Source organism: Streptomyces sp. NPDC058045 (assembly GCF_042885635.1).
In the GTDB taxonomy this organism is placed as follows: Bacteria; Actinomycetota; Actinomycetes; order Streptomycetales; family Streptomycetaceae; genus Streptomyces.
In genome coordinates this window covers 127,855-153,179 of sequence record NZ_JBHVRR010000008.1, presented here as the reverse complement: position 1 = coordinate 153,179, position 25,325 = coordinate 127,855, and the positions used below count along the sequence as shown (strand labels likewise).

Annotated in this window: 17 protein-coding genes and 1 tRNA gene; 10 read left to right on the top strand and 8 right to left on the bottom strand. The window is 73.0% G+C overall.

Annotated elements, in window-relative coordinates:
* Window positions 1–136: 136 nt before the first annotated feature.
* Entirely contained in the window at window positions 137–1,117 is a 981-nt protein-coding gene (locus ACFVST_RS07950; protein ID WP_390147971.1) for a methyltransferase domain-containing protein, read from the bottom strand.
* A gap of 106 nt (window positions 1,118–1,223) precedes the next feature.
* On the opposite strand from ACFVST_RS07950, the gene ACFVST_RS07945 reads away from it, so the two are divergent.
* The 4 genes from ACFVST_RS07945 to ACFVST_RS07930 all read left to right on the top strand — a co-directional run bounded on the left by ACFVST_RS07945 (window position 1,224) and on the right by ACFVST_RS07930 (window position 9,447).
* Window positions 1,224–1,637, top strand: coding sequence for a globin (locus ACFVST_RS07945; RefSeq protein ID WP_390147970.1), 414 nt, complete (start codon window positions 1,224–1,226; stop codon window positions 1,635–1,637).
* Window positions 1,638–2,053: 416 nt separating this feature from the next.
* Window positions 2,054–5,401: an FtsX-like permease family protein gene (locus tag ACFVST_RS07940; RefSeq protein ID WP_390147968.1), complete on the top strand. Its 3,348-nt coding sequence runs from the start codon at window positions 2,054–2,056 to the stop codon at window positions 5,399–5,401.
* A 1-nt stretch (window position 5,402) separates the two neighbouring features.
* Window positions 5,403–8,237, top strand: a complete 2,835-nt coding sequence (locus ACFVST_RS07935; RefSeq protein WP_390147966.1) for an ABC transporter permease — start codon at window positions 5,403–5,405, stop codon at window positions 8,235–8,237.
* 208 nt (window positions 8,238–8,445) lie between these two features.
* A complete protein-coding gene (locus ACFVST_RS07930) occupies window positions 8,446–9,447 on the top strand; it encodes an ABC transporter ATP-binding protein (RefSeq protein ID WP_390147964.1) in 1,002 nt (333 codons plus the stop codon).
* A gap of 2 nt (window positions 9,448–9,449) precedes the next feature.
* Here the strand turns inward: ACFVST_RS07930 and ACFVST_RS07925 are convergent, their stop codons facing one another.
* The 7 genes from ACFVST_RS07925 to ACFVST_RS07895 all read right to left on the bottom strand — a co-directional run bounded on the left by ACFVST_RS07925 (window position 9,450) and on the right by ACFVST_RS07895 (window position 18,884).
* Entirely contained in the window at window positions 9,450–10,142 is a 693-nt protein-coding gene (locus tag ACFVST_RS07925) for a hypothetical protein (protein ID WP_390147962.1), read from the bottom strand.
* Complete coding sequence (locus ACFVST_RS07920; RefSeq protein ID WP_390147960.1) at window positions 10,139–10,582, bottom strand: acyl-CoA thioesterase; 444 nt, start codon at window positions 10,580–10,582, stop codon at window positions 10,139–10,141. The genes ACFVST_RS07925 and ACFVST_RS07920 overlap by 4 nt, the downstream gene beginning before the upstream one ends.
* Window positions 10,583–10,594: 12 nt before the next feature.
* Complete coding sequence (gene ettA / locus ACFVST_RS07915) at window positions 10,595–12,259, bottom strand: energy-dependent translational throttle protein EttA (protein WP_390147958.1); 1,665 nt, start codon at window positions 12,257–12,259, stop codon at window positions 10,595–10,597.
* 260 nt (window positions 12,260–12,519) lie between these two features.
* Window positions 12,520–13,884, bottom strand: coding sequence for an LAETG motif-containing sortase-dependent surface protein (locus ACFVST_RS07910; protein ID WP_390147956.1), 1,365 nt, complete (start codon window positions 13,882–13,884; stop codon window positions 12,520–12,522).
* Between the two features lie 325 nt (window positions 13,885–14,209).
* The gene (locus ACFVST_RS07905; RefSeq protein WP_390147954.1) at window positions 14,210–14,815 is read right to left on the bottom strand and encodes a single-stranded DNA-binding protein; all 606 of its coding nucleotides are present in this window, start codon (window positions 14,813–14,815) and stop codon (window positions 14,210–14,212) included.
* A gap of 212 nt (window positions 14,816–15,027) precedes the next feature.
* Window positions 15,028–17,034 (bottom strand): GTPase, encoded by a 2,007-nt coding sequence (locus ACFVST_RS07900; protein ID WP_390147952.1) that lies wholly within the window; start codon window positions 17,032–17,034, stop codon window positions 15,028–15,030.
* 5 nt (window positions 17,035–17,039) lie between these two features.
* Window positions 17,040–18,884 (bottom strand): dynamin family protein, encoded by a 1,845-nt coding sequence (locus ACFVST_RS07895; RefSeq protein ID WP_390147950.1) that lies wholly within the window; start codon window positions 18,882–18,884, stop codon window positions 17,040–17,042.
* Window positions 18,885–19,149: 265 nt separating this feature from the next.
* On the opposite strand from ACFVST_RS07895, the gene ACFVST_RS07890 reads away from it, so the two are divergent.
* The 6 genes from ACFVST_RS07890 (at window position 19,150) to rfbA (ending at window position 25,324) form a co-directional block, all read left to right on the top strand.
* Window positions 19,150–19,222: transfer RNA gene (locus ACFVST_RS07890), tRNA-Arg, on the top strand.
* 1,530 nt (window positions 19,223–20,752) lie between these two features.
* Window positions 20,753–21,610 carry an alpha/beta fold hydrolase gene (locus ACFVST_RS07885; protein ID WP_390147948.1) on the top strand — a complete coding sequence of 286 codons (858 nt, stop codon included), beginning with the start codon at window positions 20,753–20,755 and terminating at the stop codon, window positions 21,608–21,610.
* A gap of 130 nt (window positions 21,611–21,740) precedes the next feature.
* Entirely contained in the window at window positions 21,741–22,709 is a 969-nt protein-coding gene (locus tag ACFVST_RS07880) for an NAD-dependent epimerase/dehydratase family protein (protein ID WP_390147946.1), read from the top strand.
* A complete protein-coding gene (locus ACFVST_RS07875; protein ID WP_390147945.1) occupies window positions 22,709–23,818 on the top strand; it encodes a DegT/DnrJ/EryC1/StrS family aminotransferase in 1,110 nt (369 codons plus the stop codon). Before ACFVST_RS07880 ends, ACFVST_RS07875 begins: the two co-directional genes overlap by 1 nt.
* Before the next feature lie 29 nt (window positions 23,819–23,847).
* Complete coding sequence (locus ACFVST_RS07870; protein WP_390147943.1) at window positions 23,848–24,450, top strand: dTDP-4-dehydrorhamnose 3,5-epimerase family protein; 603 nt, start codon at window positions 23,848–23,850, stop codon at window positions 24,448–24,450.
* Between the two features lie 7 nt (window positions 24,451–24,457).
* The gene (rfbA, locus tag ACFVST_RS07865; RefSeq protein ID WP_390147941.1) at window positions 24,458–25,324 is read left to right on the top strand and encodes a glucose-1-phosphate thymidylyltransferase RfbA; all 867 of its coding nucleotides are present in this window, start codon (window positions 24,458–24,460) and stop codon (window positions 25,322–25,324) included.
* The last annotated feature ends 1 nt before the right edge of the window (window position 25,325 follow it).

Below are 25,325 nucleotides of genomic sequence, written 5' to 3'. Positions count from 1 at the left end.
TGTGTCTGGGGGGCTGGTTTTTTTTTATAACACCCCCACCCCACCCCCCGGGGCGCCCGGCCGCCCCCCCCCCCGGCGCGGGGGGCCCCCCGCGGGGGGCCCCCCGTCGACGCGTTCCGGACCGGGGAGCACCGGGTCACAGGCGCCAGGTGTACGGGCCCTCCGGGTCGTCGAGCCAGGCCCAGGCCTCGGGGCCGCGGACGCTCACCCCGTAGCGGGCGCGTTCGGGGTGGTGCTCCTGGTGCCAGAGGGCGAGGGCCTCCTGGGGGGTGAGGCGGTGCCCGGTGAGGGCGAGGAGGAAGCGGAAGAGGTCGTGGCGGAGTGCGCGGCGCGGCAGGCCGGCCGGTTCGCGGGTGTCCTCGGGGGGCGGGCTCGTGCCGCGCAGCGGCACGAAGAAGGCGGAGGTGTCGAGGAAGCGGCCCTCGGCGTGCTCCGCGTCCTGGACCCGCAGCAGCAGAAGGCCGGTGGCGAAGGGGGTGAGGACGAGGGCGCCCGGCCGGCACTGCGCGAGCCAGGCGCGGGGCACGGTGGCCAGGGTGCAGGTGGCGATGATCCGGTCGTAGGGGGCGCGGGCCGGCCAGCCGCGGGCGCCGTCCCCGGTGACGACGTGTGGGTGGCGGCCGACGGCGGCGAGGTGTTCGCGGGCGGTGGCGGTGATCTCCGGGTCGAGGTCGATGGTGGTGACCTGCTCGTCGCCGAGGCGGTGGGCGAGGAGGGCCGCGTTGTATCCGCTGCCGGCGCCGATCTCCAGTACGCGGCTGGGTGGTTGGTCCTGGACGCGGAGTGCGGTGAGCATCAGTGCCATCAGGGAGGGCTGGCTGCTGGAGGAGACGAGTTCGCCGTCGCGGACCCGGGTGGCGAGGGCGGTGTCGGCGTAGGCGCCGCGGAGCCAGCGGGTGTGCTGCGCCGGGTCGGGGTCCTCGCCCCACAGCCGCCGGTAGCCGCCGCCGACGCCCACGTAGTAGTAGGGCACGAAGAGGTGGCGGGGGATCTCGGTGAAGGCGGTCCGCCAGGCGGGGTCCTCGGCCCAGGCGCCGGCGGCGTCGATCTGGCGGACGAGTCCGGCGCGGGCGATGCGCGCCTCGTCCTCGTCGCTGCCCGGGGCGATGTCGGCCATATATCCACTGTGCTGCGCTATGCCCCGGTATGCGATACCCGGTGGGCATCCGGCGGGCCGGGACGGGGTCTTAGGTCCCGGGTCCTGGTACGGCCGGTCTGAGACGATGGACGGCGTGAACGATATCCGGCGCGGCACACTGCAGGAGCAGACCTTCTACGAGCAGGTCGGCGGCGAGAAGACCTTCCGGCGACTGGTGCACCGCTTCTACCAGGGGGTGGCGGAGGATCCGCTGCTGCGTCCCATGTATCCGGAGGAGGATCTGGGGCCGGCGGAGGAGCGTTTCACGCTGTTCCTGATGCAGTACTGGGGCGGGCCGACGACCTACAGCGAGCAGCGGGGCCATCCCCGGCTGCGGATGCGGCACGCGCCGTTCCGGGTGGACCGCGCGGCGCATGACGCCTGGCTGGCCCATATGCGGGTCGCGGTGGACGAGTTGGGGCTGCCCGAGGAGCACGAGCAGACCCTCTGGAAGTACCTGACCTACGCCGCCGCCTCGATGATCAACACAGCCGACTGACCTAGGCCGTGTCGTTTGGATCTCCGTGGCGTCGCGGGCCCTGGCACGCTCCCCCAGCTACCGCTGGGAGGTGCCCCCACTCGCTGCACCGGCCGAACACCCAAGTACGTCCAGTACGAGGGAGTCCGGCCGGCACACCGAGAGCACGCACCAGGACCCGCTCCTTGCTCCACGGAGATCCAAACGACACGGCCTAGCCCCCTCCGCCCCGAACGCCCGATATCCGCTGTCCGGCATCCGTTATCCGGCATCCGGGCCCCGTCGACCCCTTCCGCAACGGGTGGGCGGGGTGGCACGATCTAGCCGCCGCCGGGGGGCGTTACGACTGAGCGCGGCTTCGGCCGTGGCAGGGGCCGGGTGGGAGTGCGCGGGGCGCGGGGGCGTGCCGTGGCGCTGAGGACACGGGGGGCCTGGGCTTGACGGGGTTCGTTCTACTGCGGGTGCGCGCGCACCGGCTGCTGCTCGCGGCGGCCCTGCTCGCGGTGCTGCTGACGTGTGCGGTCCTGGCGGCGCTCACCGCCTTCAACTCCTCTGTCGCGGACGCCTCGTTGCGGCACACCCTGCGCACCCGGGACGCCGCCGGGACCCCGCTCGAAGTGACCGCCCCGATGACCGCCGAGGACCGGGCCGCGGCCTCGGAGGCGGTACGGCGCTCGGCGCAGCGCGCCTTCGACGGACTGCCGGTGCGGGTGCACAGCCTGGTCCGTTCCGGCCCGTACGCGCTGCCGCGGTCGCTGCGGCCGGCCGGGGAGCGGGGTGGCGATCCGGATCTGACGCGGTTCGCGGCACTGGAGGCGGACCGGGTGCGGATGACGGCGGGCCGCCGTCCCGGCCCGGCGGGGCACGGCCCGCTGGAGGTGGCGCTGCCGGAGAACGCCGCCCGCGGCCTCCACCTCAAGCCCGGCGCCCGGCTCACCCTCGCCGACCGGCTGGACGGGCCCCGGGTGCGGGTGCGGATCACCGGTACCTACCGCCCGGCGCGGCCCGCGGACCCGTACTGGCAGCTCGACGAGTCGGGCGGCCGGGGCGTGGCCAAGGGGACCTTCACCACCTATGGGCCGCTGCTCGCGGACCGGAGTGTGCTGGACGGGCGGGTCAGCGCCGGGGAGACGGCGTGGCTGGCGGCGGCGGACTTCTCCACGCTGACCGCGGACCGGATCGGCGCGCTGCGCACCGCGGCCCGGGACGGCGCCAAGGCGCTGGAGCATGACGCCGAGCTGCCCGGGGCGAGCGCGTCCACCGCCCTGCCGGGGGTGCTGGACCGGGCCGAACGGGCGCTGCTGGTGGCGCGGTCCACGCTGCTGGTGGTCGCACTGCAACTGGTGCTGCTCGCCGGGTGCGCGCTGCTGCTGGTGGCGCGGCTGCTGACGGTGGAACGCACCGAGGAGACCCGGCTGCTGCGGGCGCGTGGCGCCTCCGGGCGGCGGCTCGCGGCGCTGGCGGGGGCGGAGGCGCTGCTGCTGGCGCTGCCGGCCGCGGTGTGCGCCCCGCTGCTCGCCGGGCCGCTGACCCGACTGCTGGGCGGGCGGGGCGAGTTGGCGCGGATCGGGCTGGACCCGGTCGGCGCGGGCAGCGGCACGGTGTGGGCGGCTTCGGTGGCGGCGGCACTGGGCTGCGCCCTCGCGGTGGCGCTGCCCGCCTGGTCCGCGGGGCGGGAGCGGGCGGGCCGGGCGCGGGCGCTGCCCGCGCCGCTGCGGGCCGGGGCCGATATCGGGCTGCTGGTGGTGGCGGCCGTCGCGTACTGGCAGTTGCGGGGGCGTACTTCGGGTTCGGGGACGCTCAGCGGGGACCGTTCGGGGACGCTCGGGGTGGATCCGCTGCTGGTGGTGGCTCCGGCGCTGGCGCTGCTCGCGGGCACCGTGCTGACGCTGCGGCTGCTGCCGCCGGTGGTGCGGCTGGCGGAGCGGCGGGCGGCCCGCGGGCGGGGGCTCGCGGGGGCGCTGGCGGGCTGGCAGTTGAGCCGCCGGCCGGGGCGCGGCGCGGGACCGGTGCTGCTGCTGGTGCTGGCGGTGGCGATGGGGATGCTGGCGATCGGGCAGGGCGCGTCCTGGGACCGTTCGCAGCGGGACCAGGCCGATTTCGCGGTGGGCGCCGCGCTGCGGGTGCGGGTGCCGGGCGGTACCGAGTTGGGCGGGGCGGGGGTCTTCGCGGCGCTGCCCGGGGTGCGGGACGCGGCGCCCGCGGTCCGGGCGTCGATGCCGCTGTCCGGGGACCGGCTGGCCTCGGTCCTGGCGCTGGACACCCGGCACGCCGCCGACGGGATGCTGCTGCGGCGGGATCTGGCGGACGGCCCCGCGGACCGGGCGGCGGCGCAGGCCGACCCGGGGCGGGCCGGGAAGCCGTGGGGCGTGCGGCTGCCGAAGGGGGCCACCGGGCTGGCGTTCACCGTACGGGCCGGCGCGGGCTCCGACGGCGCCGCCTCCCCCGCCGGTTCGGACGCGAATCTGACGCTCACCGTCGAGGACCGCTACGGCATCCCGTACCGGCTGTCGGCGGGTGATGTGCCGGTCGACGGGCGGCGGCACCGGCTGGCGGTGGCGCTGGGCGGGGCGGGGGCGCGGCCGGCGGAGCCGCTGTATCTGACCGGTGTCGATGTGGACGAGCAGCAGCCGCCGGAGCACTCGGAGCGGCACCGGCTGACGCTGGACGGGCTGACCGCGGTCGGCGCGGACGCGGCGGTGCGCCCGGGGCGCGACTGGCGGGCCGCCGTGTCCACGGACGCCACCACCACCGGCGCGGACTCCGGCGCCCGCCCCACCTCCCCCGCCCTGGGCGGCGGTGACGGATCGGCGCTCACCGTGTCGTACGGCACCGGTTTTGTGCCGCGGGAGCTGTTCCGGCAGGGGCAGGTGCCGACGCTGACGGTGCAACTGCTGCCGCGCGCCGGGCAGTTGAAGGAAGTACCGGCGGTGGCCAGCGACCGCTTCCTGACCTCCGCGGGCGCCCGCCCCGGGCAGCGCCTGGACGTACCGTTCGGCTCGGCCACCGTACGGGTCCATGTGGTGGGCACCGTACGGGAGTTGCCGACCACCGGGCCCGGGGTCGCGGCGGTGGGGCCGGCGCGGGACGAGGGTGAGCAGGCGGACGGGGACGCGGCGCCCGGGGCGGATCCGCTGAGCGGTGACGGCGGCGGGCTGCTGCTCGATCTGCGCGCCCTGAACCGGCTGCTGAGCCAGCAGGAGGGCCGCGGCACCGCCCCCTCCGAGTGGTGGCTGAGCACCGCGCCCGGCCACTCGGCACAGGCCGCGGCCGCCCTCCGCGCCCAGCCGGAGATCGACCCCGCCCAGGTGCTGGTACGGGACGAGACGGCGCGGCTGCTGCGGGACGATCCGCTGGGCGCCGGGCCGGAGGCCGCCTTCTTCGCGGCGACCGCCGCCGGAGTGGTGCTCGCCGCGGTGGGCTTCGCGGTGGGCTGCGCCGGATCACTGCGGGAACGCGGCCATGAGTTCGCCGTACTGCGCGCCCTGGGCACCACCCGCCGCCGCCTGGCCCGCACCGTCGCCGTCGAGTACGGGGTGCTGCTGGCGCTGGCCCTGGCGGTGGGCGCCGCCCTCGGCACGGTGCTGGCGCGGGCGGTGGTCCCCCTGGTGGTCCTCACTCCGCGCGCCACCCGGCCGGTGCCCCCGGTGCTGGTCGAACTGGCGCCGGGCCAGGTGGCGTTGCTGCTCGCCGCGGTCGCCGCCGCCCCTGTGGCGATCACCGCGGTACTGGCGCTGCGCCGGGCGGCCCCCGCGACCACGCTCCGCAGCCGAGGAGGCGAGTGAGATGCCCAGCCGCCCACCCGGCGAGACCCCGGGCAGCGAAAACGAGCGCCCGGCGACCGCCGCGCGGACACCCGAGTCCGGCACCCACCGGCCCATACCGGCCCGGTCCACCCTTCGGGGGGCCCGGGTCCCTTGGGTGCGGACCCGGCTGCGGGCCGCGCCCGGTGCGGCGATCGCGCTGGCCCTGCTGGTGCTGGTCACCGCGGGTCTGGCCGCCGCGTTCCCGCGCGCCGTGGACGCCTACCAGGACGCGGGACTGCGGCGCACCGTGTCCGAGGCGTCGCCGAACCGGTCGGCGATCCGGCTGGAGGACGGGGGCGGCGGCTCCGAGAGCGGACCGGAGGCCGAGGCGTCCCTGCGCGGCGCCGAACTGCGCAAGGACTACACCGCGATCCGCACCCGGCTGCGGCCCCCGCTCTCGGCCGACGCCGACGAGTCCGGGTACGGGGTGGTCACCTACAACAAGCTGATCGCGGCCGACAGTTGGCTGCCGCAGCCGAGCGGGCTGCCGGCGCGGATGATGCTGGTGGCGCAGGACCGGCTGGCCCGGCACGGCCGGGTCACCTCCGGCCGGCTGCCGAGGACGGATGGCACGGTCACCGCGCGCACCGGCCAGGTGGAGGCCGCGGTCAGCGAGGAGACCGCCCGCAAACTCCATATCCGGGTCGGCTCGGTGATCCATCTGCCGGGCGTGAGCCGCTCCCCACTCCGGGTGCGCGTCACCGGGTTGGTGAAACCGCTGCGGCCGAAGGGCTCCTGGTGGTCGGTGGAGCCGATCCTGCGCACCCCGGCCCTGGTGCGGGTGCAGAGCCCGGACATGAATCCGCCGAAGTACTGGGTGGGCGGCCTGCTGCTGGCGCCGGACGCCGCACCGGTGATGCTGGGCACCCCCGGCAACCCGTACCGCTACTGGTCCGTCGCCCCCGACACCGCACGGCTGACCGCCCGCCAACTGCCCGCGCTGAACTCCTCGTTGGCGTCCGTGACGGACGGACCGGCGCTGGCACGGATCCGGAACACCACCGGCGCGGCCACCACCGCGAGCACCGAACTGGACGATCTGCTCACCGCCTTCGGCGCGCTCCGCGGCGGCATCACCCCCGTGGTGGCGGTCGCCGCCTGCGGCGCGGGGACGGTGGCCGGGGTGGTGCTGATGACCGCGAGCGGGCTCGCGATGAGCCGCCGCCGCGCCGAACTGGCACTGCTGCGGGCCCGCGGGGTGTCGCTGCGCGGGCTCGCCGGTCGGCTGCTCGCCGAGTCCGCGGTGGTGGCGGTACCGGCGGGTGCGGTGGGCTGGCTCGCTGCCCGGCTGGCACTGCCGGACGCCCGGCTGTGGCCGTCGGCGGCCGCCGCCGCCACGGTGGTCCTGGTCGCCTCGGCCGCCCCCGCCCTGCGCGCCATCACCGCACACCGGGTGGTCCGGCTGCACGACCCACGTGCCGACGCCGCCTCCGCCCGCCCCTCCCGCCACCGCCTGGTCGCCGAACTCACCGTGCTGGTACTGGCGGTGGGCGCCGTCCTCGCGCTGCGCCGCGGCGGTGCGGGCAGCGGCGGACTGGCCGCGCCCGCCCCGGCCCTGGTCGCGGTGATCGCCGCACTGGCCCTGGTCCGCCTGCTGCCGCCACCGCTGCGCTGGGCGGCCCGCCCCGCGTCCCGGCTGCGCGGCGCCCTCGGCCCCCTCGCCCTGGCCCGCGCCGGACGCTCCGGCACCGCCACCGCCGTACTGCCCCTGCTGGCGCTGCTCACCGCGCTGGCCACGGCCGCGTTCGGCGGAGCGGTACTGAGCGGGATGGACCGCGCCCGGGACCAGGCGGCCCTGCTCGCCACCGGCGCCGACGCCCGCGTCGAGTTCCCCGAGGAGATACCCGCGGGGAAGGCCGAGCGCCTACGGCACCTGCCGGGCGTACGGGAGGCGCAGGCGCTGACCATCTCGTACAAGGCGACCACCGCGGACGACGAACTCGACCAGCCCACCGTGCCGTTGGCCGGGGTACGGCCCGCCCGGTACGCGGAACTGGCCCGGCGCACCGGCCTCGGCCCGTTCCCGGCCACCGCCCTGCACCGCACCCCCGGCGCCCCGCTCCCGGCCCTGGCCTCCCCCTCCGTCGCCGAACGCTACGGCACCGGTCACCCGGTGCGGATGAGGGCCGACGGGTACGAGTTCACGGTACGGATCAGCACCGTCCGCGAGGCGACCCCGGCGGTCCTCGGCAGGGACTTCCTGGTGGTGGACGCGGCCGGACTCGACCCGCACTTCGCGCCCACCGCACTCCTCCTCACCGGCGACCACCCCGACCCCGGCGCCCTGCGGAAGGCCGCCGGACGGGACGCCTCGGTCCTGGTACGCGCCCAGGAACGGGAGCGGTTCGCGGACTCCCCGATGCAGCGGGGGGCGGAACGCCTCTACACGGCGGCCGTCGCGGCGGGCGCCGGCTTCGCCCTGCTCGCCCTGCTGCTGTCCCTGGCCCGCGCCGCCCCCGAACGCCGCGCACTGCTGGCCCGGCTCCGCACCATGGGCCTGACCCGCGCCCAGGGCCGGCGACTGCTGATCCTCGAAGCCCTTCCCGGCGCCCTGCTGGCAGCGCTCGGCGGAGCGGCGACCGGCTGGGCCGCGGTACTCCTGCTCTCCCCCGGCATGGACCTCACCGCCGTGGCCTTCGCCGCCACCACCCACGACCCACGCATCACCACCGTCCAACTCGCCCTGCACTGGCCCTCCTTGCTCCTCCCCGCCGCCGCAGTCCTGACAGTGACCCTCCTGGTGGCAACAACCCAGGCCTGGTGGACCGGCCGCCGAGGCGCCGTAACAGAACTACGAGCGGGGGACGCCCCATGACCCGGTTCCCACCCACCATTTCTCCCTCCGGCCCGATCCCACCCAGGGACGAGGTCCCACCCAGGGGCGCGGGGAACTGCGCGATCTTTCCCAGGGGCGCGGGGAACTGCGCAAACCCGAGCCACCACACCCCGCACCCCCCAGCACCCCACACCGAGCCAACCGCTCCCGCACCCCGCCGGCAGGCGCCCCCGCAGGAGGTCCGACGATGACCGAGCCGACCACCACCGTCCCCACCCTCGCCGAGCTGGAGCGACGCGCCGCCTCCCGCCGCGCCCAACCCGGCTACGGCCACGACGCCCTGATCAGCTGCGACCGGCTGGTGCGGATCTTCACCCTGGACGGGGTCGAGGTGCAGGCCCTCCAGGGGCTCGATCTCCTCGTCCGGGAGGGCGAGTTGATGGCCCTGGTGGGCGCGTCCGGCAGCGGCAAGTCGACGCTGATGAACATCCTGGCCGGTCTCGACGAGCCGACCGCGGGCGCCGCGAAGGTCGCCGGCCGCGATCTGATGGCGATGAACGCCCGGGACCGGCTGCGCTACCGCCAGGAGGTCGTCGGCTTCGTCTGGCAGCAGACCGCCCGGAATCTGCTGCCGTATCTGACGGCCGCCCAGAACGTGGTACTGCCGATGCGGCTCCGCGGCGGCCGCCACGCCCGCCGGGCCGGTGCCGAACGGGCCCTGGAACTCCTGGAGTTGCTGTCGGTTGCGGAGTGCCGCGGCCGGCGTCCGCAGGAGATGTCCGGCGGTCAGCAGCAGCGGGTGGCCATCGCGGTGGCCCTGGCCAACGAGCCGCGGGTCCTGCTCGCGGACGAGCCCACCGGCGAACTGGACTCGGCCACGGCCGAGCAGATCTTCGCCGCCTTCCGCACGGCGAACGAGCAGCTCGGCACCACGGTGGTGATCGTCACCCATGACCAGGCGGTGGCCCAGGAGGTCCGGCGCACCGTCGCCATCCGGGACGGCCGTACGTCCACCGAGGTGCTGCGCCGTACCGAGGTGGACGCGGCGACCGGCCAGGAGGCGCTGGTGGCCCGCGAGTACGCGATGCTGGACCGCGCCGGCCGCCTCCAACTCCCCGCCGACTACACCCAGGCCCTCGACATGCGCGACCGCGTCCTGCTGGAACTCGAACCGGACCACATAGGCATCTGGCCCGACCGCCCGGAGGACACCGGCTCAGCGGAGAACGCTCCGGCAGCGGACACGTGACGTCAGGCCGGGGTGACCGGCAGATGGACCAGCCCCGAGCGGCGTACCGCGACCGAGCCGTACGGGGTGCGCAGCCGCAGCCAGTTGTCCGCGGCGTGCAGGGTCGGCGGTTCGGCGCCGGGGGCCGGTGGGCGCAGGAAGCGCAGGGCGTGCGCGGCGTGCACCGCGCGCAGCGGCAGCGCGGTGTCCCCCACCGGGCGGGACCACAACTGCCGCCCGATCCGGTCGAGTTCGTCCCGGGTCCGCCGCTCGGGCGGCAACGCCTCGGTACGGCCGCGGAATTCGGCGACCGCCCCGGTGACCGCGGAGTGCAGTGCGGCGGCCGCCGGCAGCCCCGGCTCCGGCCGCCAGCCGCCACGTGGCGGCAGCAGCCCGGCCCACGGCGGACCGGTGACCGCGTCCGGAACCCGGGCGGTACCGGTCTCCTCCGCGACGGACTCCAGCAGTTCGCCCGCGGACACCGTGCGGTCCAGCGCGACACCGGACCCGTCCCCGTACGGGGCGGCGAGGCGGGCCGTGCGGACGGCGAGGACCTCGAAGGACGGGGGGCGGCCGAAGACGGCGAGCGTGCCGCCCGCGGCCTGCAACCGGACCGCGGCGGCCCGGTCGTAGTGGATCAGCCGGGCCAGGAAGGCGGCCAGATCGGCCGCCTCCGTGGCGTCGTCGAAGTGCAGCGGCCGGGGCGGCACGCTCATGCGGCGAGCGTCTCCGAGTCCTGGTACTTCTCCAGGTACTCCCGCTCCTCGTCGGTGAGCCGCCGCGGCCGCTGCTCCGCGAGCTCGTACGGCACGACGACGGTGGCGGCGCGGACATAGGTCTGCCCGGCGTCCTCCCCGGTGCCCTCGCCGTCCTTGATCTCGTAGGCGATGGTCAGCGAGGCCGCGTTGATCTTCGTCACCCAGGACTCGATGACGACCGGCGCGTGCCGGTGCACCAGCGGCCGCAGATAGTCGATCTCATGGTGGGCCACGACGGACCCGCCGGCGAACGACGGTGAGCCGTCCCCCGGCCGGATCCGGAACATGAAGTCGATCCGGGCCTCCTCCAGATAGCGGAGGAAGACCACGTTGTTGACATGCCCGAAGGCGTCCATGTCCGCCCAGCGCAGGGGGCAGTGGTAAATGTGCCGAGCCACGATCCGACCGCCTCAGCCCCGGGTGAGCTTCTTGTACGTGGCCCGGTGCGGCCGCGCCGCGTCCGCTCCCAGCCGCTGCACCTTGTTCTTCTCGTACGACTCGAAGTTCCCCTCGAACCAGAACCACTTGGAGTCGCCCTCGTAGGCGAGGATGTGCGTCGCCACCCGGTCCAGGAACCAGCGGTCGTGGGAGACGACCACGGCACAGCCCGGGAACTCCAGCAGCGCGTTCTCCAGCGAGGACAGGGTCTCCACGTCGAGGTCGTTGGTCGGCTCGTCGAGGAGGAGCAGATTGCCGCCCTGCTTGAGGGTGAGCGCGAGGTTGAGGCGGTTGCGCTCACCGCCGGAGAGCACCCCGGCCGGCTTCTGCTGGTCCGGGCCCTTGAAGCCGAAGGCGCTGACGTAGGCACGGGACGGCATCTCGACCTGGCCGACGTTGATGTAGTCCAACTCGTCGGAGACGACGGCCCACAGCGTCTTCTTGGGGTCGATGTTGGCGCGGCCCTGGTCGACGTAGGAGATCTTGACGGTCTCGCCGACCTTGATGCTGCCGGAGTCCGGCTCCTCCAGGCCCTGGATCATCTTGAACAGGGTGGTCTTGCCGGCGCCGTTGGGGCCGATCACACCGACGATGCCGTTGCGCGGCAGGGTGAAGGACAGGTCGTCGATGAGCACCTTCTCGCCGAAGGCCTTGCCGAGCTTCTCGACCTCGACCACGACACTGCCCAGGCGGGGGCCCGGCGGGATCTGGATCTCCTCGAAGTCCAGCTTCCGCATCTTGTCGGCCTCGGCCGCCATCTCCTCGTAACGGGCCAGCCGCGCCTTGGACTTGGCCTGCCGGCCCTTGGCGTTGGAGCGGACCCAGTCCAGCTCCTCCTTGAGGCGCTTGGCGCGCTTGGCGTCCTTCTGCCCCTCGACCTTGAGCCTGGCCTGCTTGGTCTCCAGGTACTTGGAGTAGTTGCCCTCGTAGGGGAAGAGGCGGCCGCGGTCGACCTCGCAGATCCACTGGGCGACGTTGTCCAGGAAGTACCGGTCGTGGGTGACGGCGACGACGGTGCCGGGGTACTTGGCGAGGTGCTGCTCCAGCCAGTTCACCGACTCGGCGTCCAGGTGGTTGGTGGGCTCGTCGAGGAGCAGCAGGTCGGGCTGCTCCAGCAGCAGCTTGCAGAGCGCGACGCGGCGCTTCTCACCACCGGAGAGGTTGTCCACCGGCCAGTCGCCGGGCGGGCAGCCGAGGGCGTCCATGGCCTGTTCGAGCTGGGCGTCGAGGTCCCAGGCGTTGGCGTGGTCCAACTCCTCCTGGAGCTTGCCCATCTCCTCCATCAGCTCGTCGGTGTACTCGGTCGCCATCTGCTCGGCGATCTCGTTGAACCGGTCGAGCTTGCCCTTGATCTCGGCGACACCCTCCTGGACGTTCTCCAGGACGGTCTTCTCCTCGGTCAGCGGCGGCTCCTGCAGCAGGATGCCGACCGTGTACCCGGGGGAGAGGAAGGCGTCGCCGTTGGACGGCTGCTCAAGCCCGGCCATGATCTTGAGGATCGTGGACTTGCCGGCGCCGTTCGGCCCGACGACGCCGATCTTCGCTCCCGGGTAGAAGCTGGTCGTCACATCGTCGAGGATCACCTTGTCGCCGTGCGCCTTGCGCGCCTTGCGCATGGTGTAAATGAACTCAGCCAAAAGAAACCGTCCGGCAGCTTGAATCCTGCAAGTGTCAGTAACCCGACTCCGCCGCGTGAGGGCAGACACACCCATCTTGCCGTACCCGGCACCCAAGCCGAAAACCGGCTGGTCCCCGGGGTGCGGGAGTGACACGCGCGTACGGGAGCGAGACGTGCGGGAGTGAGGGGACGGCCCCGGCCGCCGCTGGGGGCGGGGCCGGGGCCGTCGGCGCACCGGGGAGCCGGTGCGGGTGCACCGGGCGGCCGGTGCGGGCCGGGTCAGTGCTGGGCCGGGGCCTTCTTCTTGCGGACCAGGAAGACCGCGCCGCCGCCGACCACCAGCAGGGCGACCGCGATACCGGCGATCACCGGGGTGGCGCTGGACGAACCGGTCGCCGCGAGGTCACCGCCGCCGGTGCCGCCGGCCGAGGCCGCGCTCGGCTGGGACGACGGGGCGGGGGTTTCGCCACCGGTACCGCCGCCGCTCTGCGTCTTGCAGTCAAGGACGCCCTGGAAGCGCTTCTCGAAGCCGTTGGGCCCGGTGATCTTGAAGTCGTAGGCCTGGTCCTCCTTGAGCGGGATCGTCACCGTCTGGGACTTGCCCGCGGCAATGGTGTGCTTGACGCCCTTGAGGTCGAAGCCGAAGGGCTGGTCGCCCTTGTTGGCGACGGTGATGTCCAGGCCGCCCTTGGCGCAGTTCTTCTCCGCGGAGACGGCCGGGATCGGACCCCGGTCGGCCCAGGTGGCGGTGGCCTGCGCGGAGACGGTGGACTGGCTGGAGCCGGCCAGGATCTGCGTCTGGCTCCGGCTCTCGGAGGCGAAGGCCCGGCCCACGGGGACGGTGGTGGAGGCCTGGACGCTCAGCGCGGCGCTGCCGTTCTGCGCGTCCTCGGGGACGTCGAAGTAGATCTCGCTGCCGTCGGCCGCGGAGGTGACCGGCTTGCCGGTCTTGTCGACTATCTTCACGCCGCCGGCCGCCGCCTCTGCGGGCGGCGTGACCGTGACCTGCCGGGCGTTGGTGTGCACGGTGACCGGGCCGAGCTTCTCCCCCGCGTGACCGGAGACCGCGTTCGGCTCCAGGCTCAGGGACGCCTTGGGCTCGGCGGCGTTCTGAGCGCTCCGCTCCAGGTAGTCCGCGAGCTTCTCCGCGTTCTCACCGAGGGCGTCGACCTTCGCGTGGTCCGAGTAGCGCCAGATGGCCACCTGGGTGCCGGCCGCGGCGTCCTTGTCGGTGAGGCCCGGCACACCCGCGTTCTTGGCGAGCTGCGCCAGGTCGTTCACCTGGGGGTAGGAGTTCTGCAGAATCCAGCGAATCTTTCCGGCGTCCGCGTTGCCCGCCAGCGAGGTCCCGCTCCAGGGGGTCTCCTGGTAACTGGCGTCCGGTTTGGTCGGGTTGTGGATGTCGATGCAGTACGTCTGAAGTGTGCCGCCGTCCTTCACGGTCATCTCGAAGAGACCGGCGGAGACCCTCTGGTCCCCTTCCTCGGCATGGATCACGGCGGGGCCGGCGGTCTTCAGCCCGTTGATGGTGGCGGTGGCACCACCGTGCTGCTGCGGCGCGTCATCGGCGGCGGCCGAACCCGCTCCGGCTATCGACCCGGCAACGGCCAGTCCCGACACCAGGGTGGCCGCGGCCAGCCGCATACCACCGCGCCGATGTGCAGAGAGAGCAGAAAACACAGAATTCCCCTTCGGGCGGGATGCGTTGACCTGGGGGATGGTCAATTCCCGCCGGCAAAATCAGATGCCCCGTGAGCTACGCCCGGCATCCTAGGAACCCAGGAGCAACGCGATCCCCACGCATACCTTCGAATAACCGTTCCGACTCGCAATCGTTATCGAATACACCGGCCGCGAGCAGGGGTTATCGATAAATCAATGACCCACAGGCCGCGAAAGCCCACACTTCGGACACCGCCCGGCCCCGCCCACCCCGAGCGGCGCCACCGCGTTTTCACGCCAACGGGGCTTAATCCAGGGCGAGTTGAGTCGCCGAAACAGAAGAACGGCCAGTGGTACGAGGGGAGCCGCGACCGGAGCCGCGCATCGCATTGCGCGCCGCATTACCAGCCGCCCCGCTGCCCGGGGTGCGAGTCGGCGAGTGTGCCGCCGTCGAGGCCCCCGCTGCCGCCAACTCCCCTTCCACACCCGGCTGTTGGGCTTGCTCCCGCTCGTCCGCCGATGGCGCGGCGTCGACCGGTGGCGCCGCCGCCCCGTCCCCGCGGATCCTGCGGAATGCCGAGGTGCCGCGGGTCAGATCGTGCCCCACCGCCTGGGCCTCGATATCGGCGGACGACCACCGCTGCCCGCCCCGTTCCTCGTCCCGTACTTTCAACCGGCCCTGCACCAGGACGGGATCACCCACCGACAGGGAGGCCGAGATATTGATTCCGAGTGACCGCCAGGCCCAGACCGTGAAGAAATTGGTGTGCCCGTCGACCCAGCCCTCACCGGTGCGATCCCGGTGCCGGGCGGTGACCGCCAGCCGGAACCTGGCCACCCCACCGCCCGGCGTCTCCCGATAGACCGGCGCCGTCGCCACATTCCCCGTCACGGCCACCATCGTCTCGCTCATCGCCGCCCCCTCATTTCTTCCTCTACTCGCGTGCTGGGTGCACCGGCCGCCGACGATCGGCGACCGGTCCGGACAGCCGCTCGGCCTCCGGATGACCACAGCGTGCACCGATCCGACGGGGCCCGCTGAGGCCTGTGGACAGCAAGCGAGTTGTGGAAAACCCCGCCACCCCCGCGAGTGAACCCGCCCCCTCCCCCTCCCTCAGCCTCCCCTCAACCCCCGACCGGCACCGCGCCCGTCACCCGCACGTACTGCTCGCGGACCTCCGCATACCGCAGCAGTTCCGCCGAGACCGGATCGAGGACGCGGGCCCGGCCACAGCCCGCCGCGGCCTCCCGGAGTCTGCGTTCCGCCTCCTCGCCGTAGCGCCTGGCAGGGCCGCGAGCCGCCAGCCGGCAGGCCCACTCGACCAGCGGGCCACCCACGATCCCGGCCAGCATCAGCAGGACCGGAACCCCCAGATCCGGCGGGCACACCCCGGCGATCTGCCCCACCAGCCACAGCCCGCCCGCGATCTGCAACAGCGTCATCACCGCCTGCGTCAGCACCGCCAGCGGCCACCAACCGGGCCGCGGCGGGCGCTGCATCGGCGCCGTCTGCCCCTCCGCCAACTCGTCCAGCGCCTCCGGCAACCCGTGCGCCCCACGGCCCGCCGCCTCCCGTACCGACTGCGCCCAGGGCGCGGGCAGTCCGTCCGCGGCCTGGTCCGAGACGGTGCGCACGGCCTGCTCGACGCGCTGGCGCGCGGTGCTCTCCTCCTCCGCGGGCAGCGGCCGCATCCCGGCCGCCGCGGCCTGCGGGTCGCGGATCGTGCGGTACCAGCGCCACAGCCGCAGCCATGGAGTGCCGCACGCCCGGCCCGCGTTGCGCCGCCAGGCACGCTCGGCGGCCTCCCCGGCGGCCGTGGCGCCGAGTGCCTCCGCGAGCCGGTCGGTGAACTCCTCCCGCGCCTCCTCGCTGAGCCCCACCGGCCGCGCCGAGGTGTACAGCGGACGCAGTTCGGCGGCGGCCGCGTCGACATCGGCGGCGATCCGCCGCCCCGCCGCACCCCGCTCGGTCACGAACTGGCCCAGCATCTCCCGCAGTACGCCCACCCCGTTGCCGGTGACCGCGGACAGGGCGAGCACCGTGGCGCCCGGCTCGTCGTACTCGCCGAGGGCCACCCCGTCCTCGTCGAGGAGGCGCCGCAGATCGTCCAGGACCTGGTCGGCGGCGTCGCCGGGGAGCCGGTCGGTCTGGTTCAGCACCACGAACATCACCTCGGCGTGGCCCGCCATCGGCCGCAGATAGCGGTCGTGCAGTGCCGCGTCCGCGTACTTCTCCGGGTCGACCACCCAGATCACCGCGTCCACCAGGCCGAGTACCCGGTCCACCTGGGCGCGGTGCTCGACCGCAGCGGAGTCGTGGTCCGGCAGGTCGACCAGGATCAGGCCGTGGAACTGCTCGTCGGCCGTGCCGCCCTGGAGAGGGCGGCGGCGCAGCCGGGCCGGGATGCCCAGCCGGTCCAGCAGTGCCGCGCTCTCGTCCTGGCCGCCGCCCGTGGGCCAACTGCACGCCAGCGGCTGCGAGGTGGTGGGACGGCGTACGCCGGTGTCCGAAATGGCCACCCCGGCAAGGGCGTTGAACAGTGCGGACTTGCCGCTTCCGGTGGCGCCCGCCACGGCGACCACGGTGTGCCGGGCGGAGAGCCGGCGCCGTGCCTGCGCCTCGTCCAGGACCCGGCCCGCCCCGGCGAGCGCCCGCGGATCCAGCCGGGTGCGGGAGAGCCCGACCAACTCGCCCAGCGCGTCCAGCCGTTCCCGCAGCGGCTCATCCAGCACCTCCCGGTACGCGGCACCGCCGACGACCCCGCTGCCGGCACGTCCGGCGTCCACCGGGTCCGGCGCCTCCTCCTGGGGCGCGCCCGGCGACCGGCGCGCGATCAGCCCGTCGTCCCACCCGACCCGCTCGGACCGCTCAGCCCGCTCCCGCCGTTCCGCCGACTCCGTTCCCGCCAACTCCGTTTCCGCCAACTCCCTTGCCCCCGGCACCTCGTGCGCCCCCGCGCGCCGGACGCCCACCCCGGCGGCGGCCGTGCGCTCGCCGTGCCTCTCGCGCGCCACCCGCACCACCTCCTGCGCCCCCCTGATCCCCTTGAGCCCGGCGGCCGGGCGGGGTGCGGGGGTGTCCGGCTCGTCCGGGCCCTCCGCCGGGTCCTTGCGGTCGGTCACGGCAGTCACCGCGGTCACCTCTCCCTCTGCAGTACGGACAGCGCGGCGATCAGTTCGGCCTGCGGTTCGGCATGGACGCCCAGCGCGTCCAACGGGGCGAGGCGGCGGTCCCGTTCGGCCAGCAGCGCCTGCTCCGCGCACCTCTCCAGCAGCCGCCCGCCGCGGTCCCGCAGCCGCAACGCCCCATGTGCGCCCACCCGTTCGGCGAGCTTCTCGCCCGCGGTGCGCGCCCGCCGCCCGCCGAGCAGCGCCACGGCGAGCAGCGCCGCCACCGCCTCCGGGTCGGGCAGCGCGTTCTTCGCCTGCCGGGTACTGCGGTCGAGTCGGGCCACCTCGTCCTCCGCGTACTCCTCGACCACCCGGCGCCAGCGGCGGACCGCCATCCCGATGCGATGCTCGACGCGCTCGGGCTCCGGGTCCTGGGGGGCGAGGTCGGGGAGGTCGGCGGCCCGGTCGCGGCGCCAGCCCTCGGCGATGCGCTCGTCGGCCGAGGTCACCCCGCAGAGCAGCAGCGCGGTGAGGCCCTCCACCAGGGCGTCGAGGAGCTCGCCCGGGGTGCAGTCCAGCGGATAGCTGCGCCAGCGTTTGAGCGCGTCACCGGAGAGCACACCGCCCGCCTTGAGCCGCCCGCCGACCCGCTCCCCCTCCCGCTCGTACGCGCGCTCCACGACGGAGCCGAGCCGCACCGCGGCCGCGTACTGGGCGGAGACCGCGCCGGCCAGCTCCGGCATCCGCGCGTTCAGCGAGTCGATGACGCCGCCGGCGGTGCGGGCCGCGATCCGGGCCCTGGCCTCCGGGTCCTGCGAGAGCTGGGTGAGCCAGGCGCGCAGCGGGGCGACGGCGGTACCGGGGAGCAGTCCGCCGCCGCCGGTCGACTCGGGGAGTTCCGGCACCGTGAACCGCGGCAGATCGCCGAGCCCCGCCTTGGTGAGCAGCGCGGCGTACCGGCGGGAGACCTCGGTGACCACCTGGTGCGGCACCCGGTCGAGGACGGTGACCACGGTGGCGTCGTACTGCTTGGCGGTGCGCAGCAGGTGCCAGGGGACGGCGTCGGCGTAACGGGCGGCGGTGGTGACCATGATCCAGACGTCGGCGGCGCAGATGAGTTCGGCGGCGAGGTCGCGGTTCTGGGCGACGAGGGAGTCGATGTCGGGTGCGTCGAGGAGGGCGACTCCGCGGGGCACGCTGGCGGCGGTCTCGATCCGCAGTTGCACGGCACCCGGCCGCGGCGCCGAAGGCCGCCCCGCACGCTCGGCCTGCTCCCCCAACTCCCCCTGTACGCCGCCTCCTTCGGCCCGCCGGACATCGGCCCGTACGGGACCGGAGGCCGAACCGGGCGTCGTACCAGGCGAGTTGGGGCGCAGGCCGCGGTGTACTCCGGTGGCGCGGACCACGGCGGTGAGCCCGGTGCCGTCCGCGGCGGGGTCGGCCGATTCGGGCCGGGGCGCCCACACCCGCACCAGCTCGGGCAGCACCCGCATCCCGCTGAACCAGTGGTGGTCCTCCGGATGACAGACCAGCACCGGGGTACGGGTCGTGGGGCGCAGCACCCCGGCCTCGCTGACCTGACGCCCTACCAGCGAGTTGACCAGAGTCGACTTGCCGGCACCGGTGGAACCGCCCACCACGGCGAGCAGCGGCGCGTCCGGACTCTTCAGTCGCGGCATCAGGTAGTCGTCGAGTTGTGCGAGGAGTTCGGCCCGGTTGGCGCGGGCCCGTGGCGCTCCCGGCAGCGGCAGCGGGAAACGCGCGGCGGCGACACGGTCGCGCAGGGCGGAGAGTGCGTCGAGGAGCTGAGGCCGTACGTCCAAGGTCACCACAAGCGAAGAATGCCCAATTTTGGCGGCATTCTGAAGCATATGGCCGCTTCTGCGTGCCGACCGGACACCCGGGGCGGATGGGACGACTGGGACAGGGGCATAACGAGTGCACAACACCCGGCGCGTGAGAGGCCGAAAGCGGTGCAGGATTCACCGCCGACTGCGATTATCGGGACCGCTTCACTGAACCTCCACACAGTGGCGGCAACACTCAACACCTGGGGCAGAGATCCGGGAGCCCTATCCTTGACCCCGGCCCCGGCAGTCCACAGGTCCGCCAGCCGGACCCGGACCGCCACCACCGGCCCCCGTAGCTCAGTGGATAGAGCAGGCGCCTTCTAAGCGCTTGGCCGCAGGTTCGAGTCCTGCCGGGGGCGCCTCCCTGAGGCCCTGCTTCGGCAGGGCCTTTCTGCTGGCCGGAGCCACTTTCCTCGCACACGTGGATGCCCCGGCCACTTCCCTGGTGATCAAGAGGTGGGGCCGGGGCCGTTAGGCCGTCCTCACGGGTCATGGGCCCAACTCGCCTTGCAGCAGGGGGACCTCTTGTACGGACAGAGGGGGGTAGACGCTCGGTCAGGGGCCGTTGCGCTGCCCTGCGCAGCTCCTCGGTCCACCTGATCCGGTGTGACGTTGCGCCAGCCAAGTGCGCTGATACTTACGGGAGTTCGGGGCGTGGTGGGCAGCCAACGCGCGTCCCGGGGATCGAGCACGGAGAGGGTGGCACGGCAGACCTTGTCGATCAGCGTCCGCGCTTCCGCCCGAGCACCGGGCCCGCCGGCATGCGTCCTTCGCTCGCCCCCCCCCGGGCCCGGAGGAGCACCCGGCGCCGACCCCGCCCGGAGCTCCGAGGGTCCGCGCCGCGGCCTGGGACCGCCAGGAACCTAATCGTCCCGCGGTGTGGCCGAAAGATGCCGGTTCCGGGAGAGGCGGGCGCGACCGCGGTGCGGGAACTCGGCGCGGGTGCGGCACGTTGTGGAGAATGGGATAACGGGTCGCATCCGGGGATTTCCGGAATACTTGCCGGGAGGCGCAGGTGAAGTCGCGCACGGCTTATTTCTCGATGTCCTGGCGGCATCTCGGATTGCTTTTTTGCGCAAGCGTGTGCGGCCGGTATGCAGCCTGGGAGAAAACCCAGGGAGCGGGAGCCGCAGCGCCGGTCCGGTATTGAACCCAATTCGGCCTTGTCGGTATTGATCCACGATGTCGTGCGAACTGTGTTCGAGTAGGCGGGGCGAGGGCGACAGGCGATCCGGGTGATGACGGCGGGGTACGGGACGACGCTGCACAGGGTCTCCGGAGGGCCCCACCGGTCGGCCGGACGGGGCGGTGTGCGGAACGGGATGTGGGGGAGCCGGTCCCGGCAGCCTACGAACCTTCCGAGCCCCAACTGCCCCTGCACACAAGGGAGTACCCTTCCCGCGCGGGTTCCGCGGCGGCACCGGGAGGCCCCTGCGGCGGAGCCCGTGCGGGCGGGTACGGGCGGAGCCGCTGTCCAGCCGGAACGGGAGCGAGGAATTCGCCTACACATCACGTATGACGCCTGGTCCACCATCGATTCCGGAGCATGCGTGACGCCTCTCGAAGCGGAATCCCGTGGGAATGCGCGAGGAGTTCCACCCCAGTACACCCGGGATTTTCGGCGGGCGCAAGGGAACGTTCGCACGAGGTCATTTCTGGTGATTCACGCCGGGCGATCCTGCGGACCCCATTGATGATGGGTGAACCCCCATATGGATTCCGTTTCCGGCGGCGCCGATCGTATGGTGGCCCCCCAGCGCCATCACCATGGGTACCCGTGCATCCGAATCGCCAGCACCGTACTGCGGAAAGGCCAGTTGATGACCCTGCCGAGACAGCCGCGCCCTTCGAAGTCTGTGGACCTGATGACGGGTGGAAACTGGCTGAGAGTGGCAGCCGAGGATGGTTTGGAGGTGTGGCGGGGGCCCGGCACGGGACCACCGGTGGTGGCCGTGCACGGCCTTGAGGGCAGTTGGTCGGACTGGGGTCCGATAGCCCCGCGCCTACCTGGAGGAACGCCGTACGCGCTCCGACTGCCCTGGCACGCCGGCACCGACTTCCGGTGGCGCAGGGAGGCCACACCGGGAGAGTGGCTGGCCCGAGGACTGGCCCTGGTACCGGAGCCGCCCACGACCCTGATGGCCCACTCCTTCGGGGCGACGGTGCTCCTGGGCCATCTGTCCCGCCTCACCGAACCCCCCGCCGGACTCTCGGCCGTGGTGCTGATCGCCCCGGTCTACCGGCCCGCCTCACTACCCGTCAGCGATGAGCTGTACGACGGCTTACTGGGGCTGTACCGGCAGGTTCTGCGGCTGGGCCTGGAGGCGACACTCGGTCCGAAGGCCGCGAGGATGGACCCCGAGATCCGCACCCTGATGGAGGAGCGGTTACTCGAACGGGCGGTCTCCACCGGCTTCCCGGTGTTCTACGAGGAGTACGTGGCCTCCGGCGCCTTCGCACTGACCGGAATCAAGGTCCCCACGCTGGTCGTGGCAGGTACCACCGACGGCGGGCTGCCCGTGGAGCGGGCCACTGCCCTGCACGAGGGGCTGCCGAGCGCCGAGATCAGGCTCCGCCCCGAGTACGGGCACTTCTGCCACCTGGAACAGATCCCTCAACTCTCCGAGGACATCGACCAGTTCCTGAGCTGCGCCGCGGACACCGCGGCCCCGCCGAACCGGCCGGTGGAAGCGATCCGCCCTGCCGGCCAGACCGAGCCACCCACCAGACCGGGAGATCACCCATGACCTTCCTGCACACCGCGCCCGGGGCACCGGGCACCGCGGAACCGCCGCACACACCCGGGACGGAGGCCGCGCCCGCCGTTCCGTCAGGGCAGCACGGCCGGCTCGTCCGGGCCCACGCCGGAGGCATGCGATGAAGCCGCTGGTGGTGGTCCTGGGTGCTTCGGGCTTCGTCGGCTCCGCGGTGCTCGCGGCCCTCGCGGACCGGCCGGTCCGGGTGCGGGCGGTCAGCCGCAGGCCCGCCCAGGTGCCCGAGGACTCGGTGGCCGAATTCGAGGTCCGTACCGCGGATCTGAGTGTCCGTGAGGCACTGGCCGAGGTGGTGGCGGGGGCGGACACCGTCATCAACCTGCTGCTGTACACGGGTGGTTGGCGGGCCGCGGCGGAGGACCCGGCCAGCGAACTGGTCAACGTCGGGGTGCTGCGCGACCTGGTCCGGATCATCGGTTCGACGCCGGGGCTGTCGCCGCTGGTCCTCCAGGCCGGCGCCGCCTCCCAGATCGGCGCCCCGCCCGAGATGCCGATCGACGGCACCGAGCCCGACGCGCCGGCCACCCCCTACGACGAGCAGAAGCTCCGCGCCGAGCGCCTGCTGCTGGAGGCCACCGCGGCCGGCACCGTGCGCGGTACCAGCCTGCGGCTGCCCACGGTCTTCGGGCATGTGCCGGGCACCTCCGCGTTCGACCGCGGTGTGGTGTCCTTCATGATCCGCAAGGCCCTCAAGGGCGAGGAACTGACCATGTGGCACGACGGCACGGTCAAGCGCGACCTCGTGCACGTGGCGGACATCGCCGACGCCTTCCTGGCCGCGATGGACCATCCGGGGCCGCTGCTCGGGCAGTACTGGGTACTGGGCTCGGGCACCGGCAACGAACTGGGAGAGGTGTTCCGCCTCATCTCCGAGTCGGTGGCCGCCCACACCGGGAAGGCGCCGGTGCCGGTGACATCGGTACCACCGCCGGATCACGCCCCGGCCACCGACTTCCTCAGCGTCACGATCGACCCGTCCCGATTCCGGTCCACGACCGGCTGGGCACCCAAGATTCCCCTGCGCCAGGCGGTGGACCGCACCGTCGGCGCTCTGACGGAGGCAACAAGCTGATGACGACACGCGTTTGGGACTACCTGCTGGAGTACGAGAAGGAGCGCGCCGACATCCTGGAGGCCGTAGAGAAGGTCTTCCAGTCGGGGCAGCTCGTCCTCGGGGAGAGCGTCCGCGGTTTCGAGGAAGAGTTCGCCGCGTACCACGGGGTGAGCCACTGCGTCGGCGTCGACAACGGCACCAACGCGATCAAGCTCGGCCTCCAGGCCCTGGGTGTGGGTCCCGGCGACGAGGTGATCACGGTGTCGAACACCGCGGCGCCCACCGTCGTCGCCATCGACGCCATCGGGGCCACCCCGGTCTTCGTCGACGTCCGCGATGAGGACTTCCTCATGGACACCACCAAGGTCGAGGCGGCGATCACCGACCGCACCAAGTGCCTGCTGCCGGTCCACCTGTACGGGCAGTGCGTGGAGATGGCGCCGCTGGAGGAGATCGCCGCCCGCCACGGCCTGAAGATCTTCGAGGACTGCGCGCAGGCGCACGGCGCGCGCCACCACGGACGGCTCGCCGGCACCATGGGGAACGCGGCGGCCTTCTCCTTCTACCCGACGAAGGTCCTCGGAGCCTACGGAGACGGCGGCGCCACCGTCACCTCCGAGGAGGCCGTCGACCGCAAGCTGCGGCGGCTGCGCTTCTACGGCATGGACGACGTCTACTACACGCTGGAGACGCCGGCGCACAACAGCCGCCTGGACGAGGTGCACGCGGAGATCCTGCGCCGCAAGCTCACCCGCCTGGACACCTATGTCGCCGACCGGCGGGCGGTCGCCGAGCGCTACGCCGACGGTCTGGGCGACACCGACCTGGTCCTCCCCCGGCTCGCCGAGGGCAACGACCACGTCTACTACGTGTACGTGGTGCGCCACCCCGAGCGGGACCGGATCCTGGAGGCCCTCAAGGCCCATGACATCCACCTGAACATCAGCTACCCCTGGCCGGTGCACACCATGACCGGCTTCTCCCACCTCGGCTACGAGACCGGCTCGCTGCCGGTGACCGAGTCGCTGGCCAAGGAGATCTTCTCCCTGCCGATGTACCCCTCGCTGCCCGTCGGCCTCCAGGACAAGGTGATCAGCGCGGTACGCGACGTGCTGTCCTCGCTCTGAGATCCGCCTACCAGGAAAGGAAGTTGGCCATGGAAGCTCGCAAACTCGCGGTGGACGGCGCGCTGGAGTTCACCCCGAAGGTCTTCCCCGACGACCGGGGCCTGTTCGTCTCCCCGTTCCAGGGGGCGGCGTTCACCGCTGCGCACGGCAAGCCGCTGTTCCCGGTGCGGCAGACCAACCACAGCAATTCCAGGAAGGGCGTGGTGCGCGGGGTCCACTTCACCGCGACCCCGCCCGGCACCGCCAAGTACGTGTACTGCGCGCGGGGTTCGGCCCTGGACATCGTGGTGGACCTGAGAGTCGGCTCGCCGACCTACGGTGCCACCGACGCGGTCCTGCTCGACCAGCTCGACTTCCGGAGCATGTACTTCCCCGTCGGGGTCGGCCATGCCTTCGTCGCCCTCGAAGAGGACACCGTGGTGTCCTACATGCTCTCCGAGCCGTATGTGGCGGAGAACGAACTCGCCCTGTCGGCGCTGGACCCGGCTCTCGACCTGCCGCTGCCCGAGGGCATCGAGCCGATCATGTCCGAGCGCGACGGCGTGGCGATGACCCTCGCCGAGGCGGAGACCGCCGGGATCCTTCCCGAGTACGAGGTCTGCCGGCAGATCGAGAACTCGTGGTGGGGATGAGACGCCGATGAAGGGGATACTCCTGGCCGGGGGGTCGGGAACCCGCCTCTACCCCGCCACCAGCGTGATCACCAAGCATCTGCTGCCGGTGGCGGCCAAGCCGATGATCTTCTACCCGCTCACGGTCCTCATGCTGGCCGGGATCCGGGACATCCTGATCATCAGCAGCCCGCACGATCTCCCCCGCTTCCGAGCCCTCTTCAAGGACGGCTCCCACCTCGGCCTGAACATCAGCTACGCCGAGCAGCGGGAGCCGAAGGGCATCGCGGAGGCGCTGCTGATCGGGGCCGACCACATCCGCGGCGAGTCCTCGGTGCTGGCCCTCGGCGACAACATCTTCCACGGCCACCACTTCTCCGACACCCTCCAGGGCGCGGCCCGCGAGGTGGAGGGCTGCGTGCTCTTCGGCTACCCGGTGCACGACCCGGAGCGGTACGGCGTGGGAGAGACCGACGGGGACGGCCGGCTGGTCTCCATCGAGGAGAAGCCGGAGAAGCCCCGCTCCAACCGGGCGATCACCGGCCTCTACATGTACGACCACCAGGTGCTGGACATCGCCAAGAACATCCGCCCGTCGGCCCGCGGCGAGCTGGAGATCACCGACGTCAACCGCGAGTATCTGGCGCGCGGCCAGGCCCGTCTGATCAACCTGGGGCGCGGCTTCGCCTGGCTGGACACCGGCACCCCGGAGGCGCTCATGCAGGCCGGCCTGTATGTACAGACGATGGAGGAGCGCCAGGGCGTGCGGATCGCATGCCCGGAGGAGGTCGCGCTGCGCATGGGGTTCATCGACCTGGAGCAGTGTCATCGCCTGGGCCGGCAGAACGCCGGTTCGGCGTACGGGCAGTACCTCCTCAGTCTGGTGCCGGCCTGAG

Excerpts from the sequence above, each read along its gene's own strand:
- ACFVST_RS07950 (WP_390147971.1), bottom strand. The coding sequence starts at position 1,117 with ATGGCCGACATCGCCCCGGGCAGCGACGAGGACGAGGCGCGCATCGCC.
- ACFVST_RS07945 (WP_390147970.1), top strand. The coding sequence starts at position 1,224 with ATGGACGGCGTGAACGATATCCGGCGCGGCACACTGCAGGAGCAGACC.
- ACFVST_RS07935 (WP_390147966.1), top strand. The coding sequence starts at position 5,403 with ATGCCCAGCCGCCCACCCGGCGAGACCCCGGGCAGCGAAAACGAGCGC.
- ACFVST_RS07930 (WP_390147964.1), top strand. The coding sequence starts at position 8,446 with ATGACCGAGCCGACCACCACCGTCCCCACCCTCGCCGAGCTGGAGCGA.
- ACFVST_RS07925 (WP_390147962.1), bottom strand. The coding sequence starts at position 10,142 with ATGAGCGTGCCGCCCCGGCCGCTGCACTTCGACGACGCCACGGAGGCG.
- ACFVST_RS07910 (WP_390147956.1), bottom strand. The coding sequence starts at position 13,884 with ATGCGGCTGGCCGCGGCCACCCTGGTGTCGGGACTGGCCGTTGCCGGG.
- ACFVST_RS07905 (WP_390147954.1), bottom strand. The coding sequence starts at position 14,815 with ATGAGCGAGACGATGGTGGCCGTGACGGGGAATGTGGCGACGGCGCCG.
- ACFVST_RS07895 (WP_390147950.1), bottom strand. The coding sequence starts at position 18,884 with ATGCTTCAGAATGCCGCCAAAATTGGGCATTCTTCGCTTGTGGTGACC.
- ACFVST_RS07880 (WP_390147946.1), top strand. The coding sequence starts at position 21,741 with ATGAAGCCGCTGGTGGTGGTCCTGGGTGCTTCGGGCTTCGTCGGCTCC.
- ACFVST_RS07875 (WP_390147945.1), top strand. The coding sequence starts at position 22,709 with ATGACGACACGCGTTTGGGACTACCTGCTGGAGTACGAGAAGGAGCGC.
- ACFVST_RS07870 (WP_390147943.1), top strand. The coding sequence starts at position 23,848 with ATGGAAGCTCGCAAACTCGCGGTGGACGGCGCGCTGGAGTTCACCCCG.
- rfbA (WP_390147941.1), top strand. The coding sequence starts at position 24,458 with ATGAAGGGGATACTCCTGGCCGGGGGGTCGGGAACCCGCCTCTACCCC.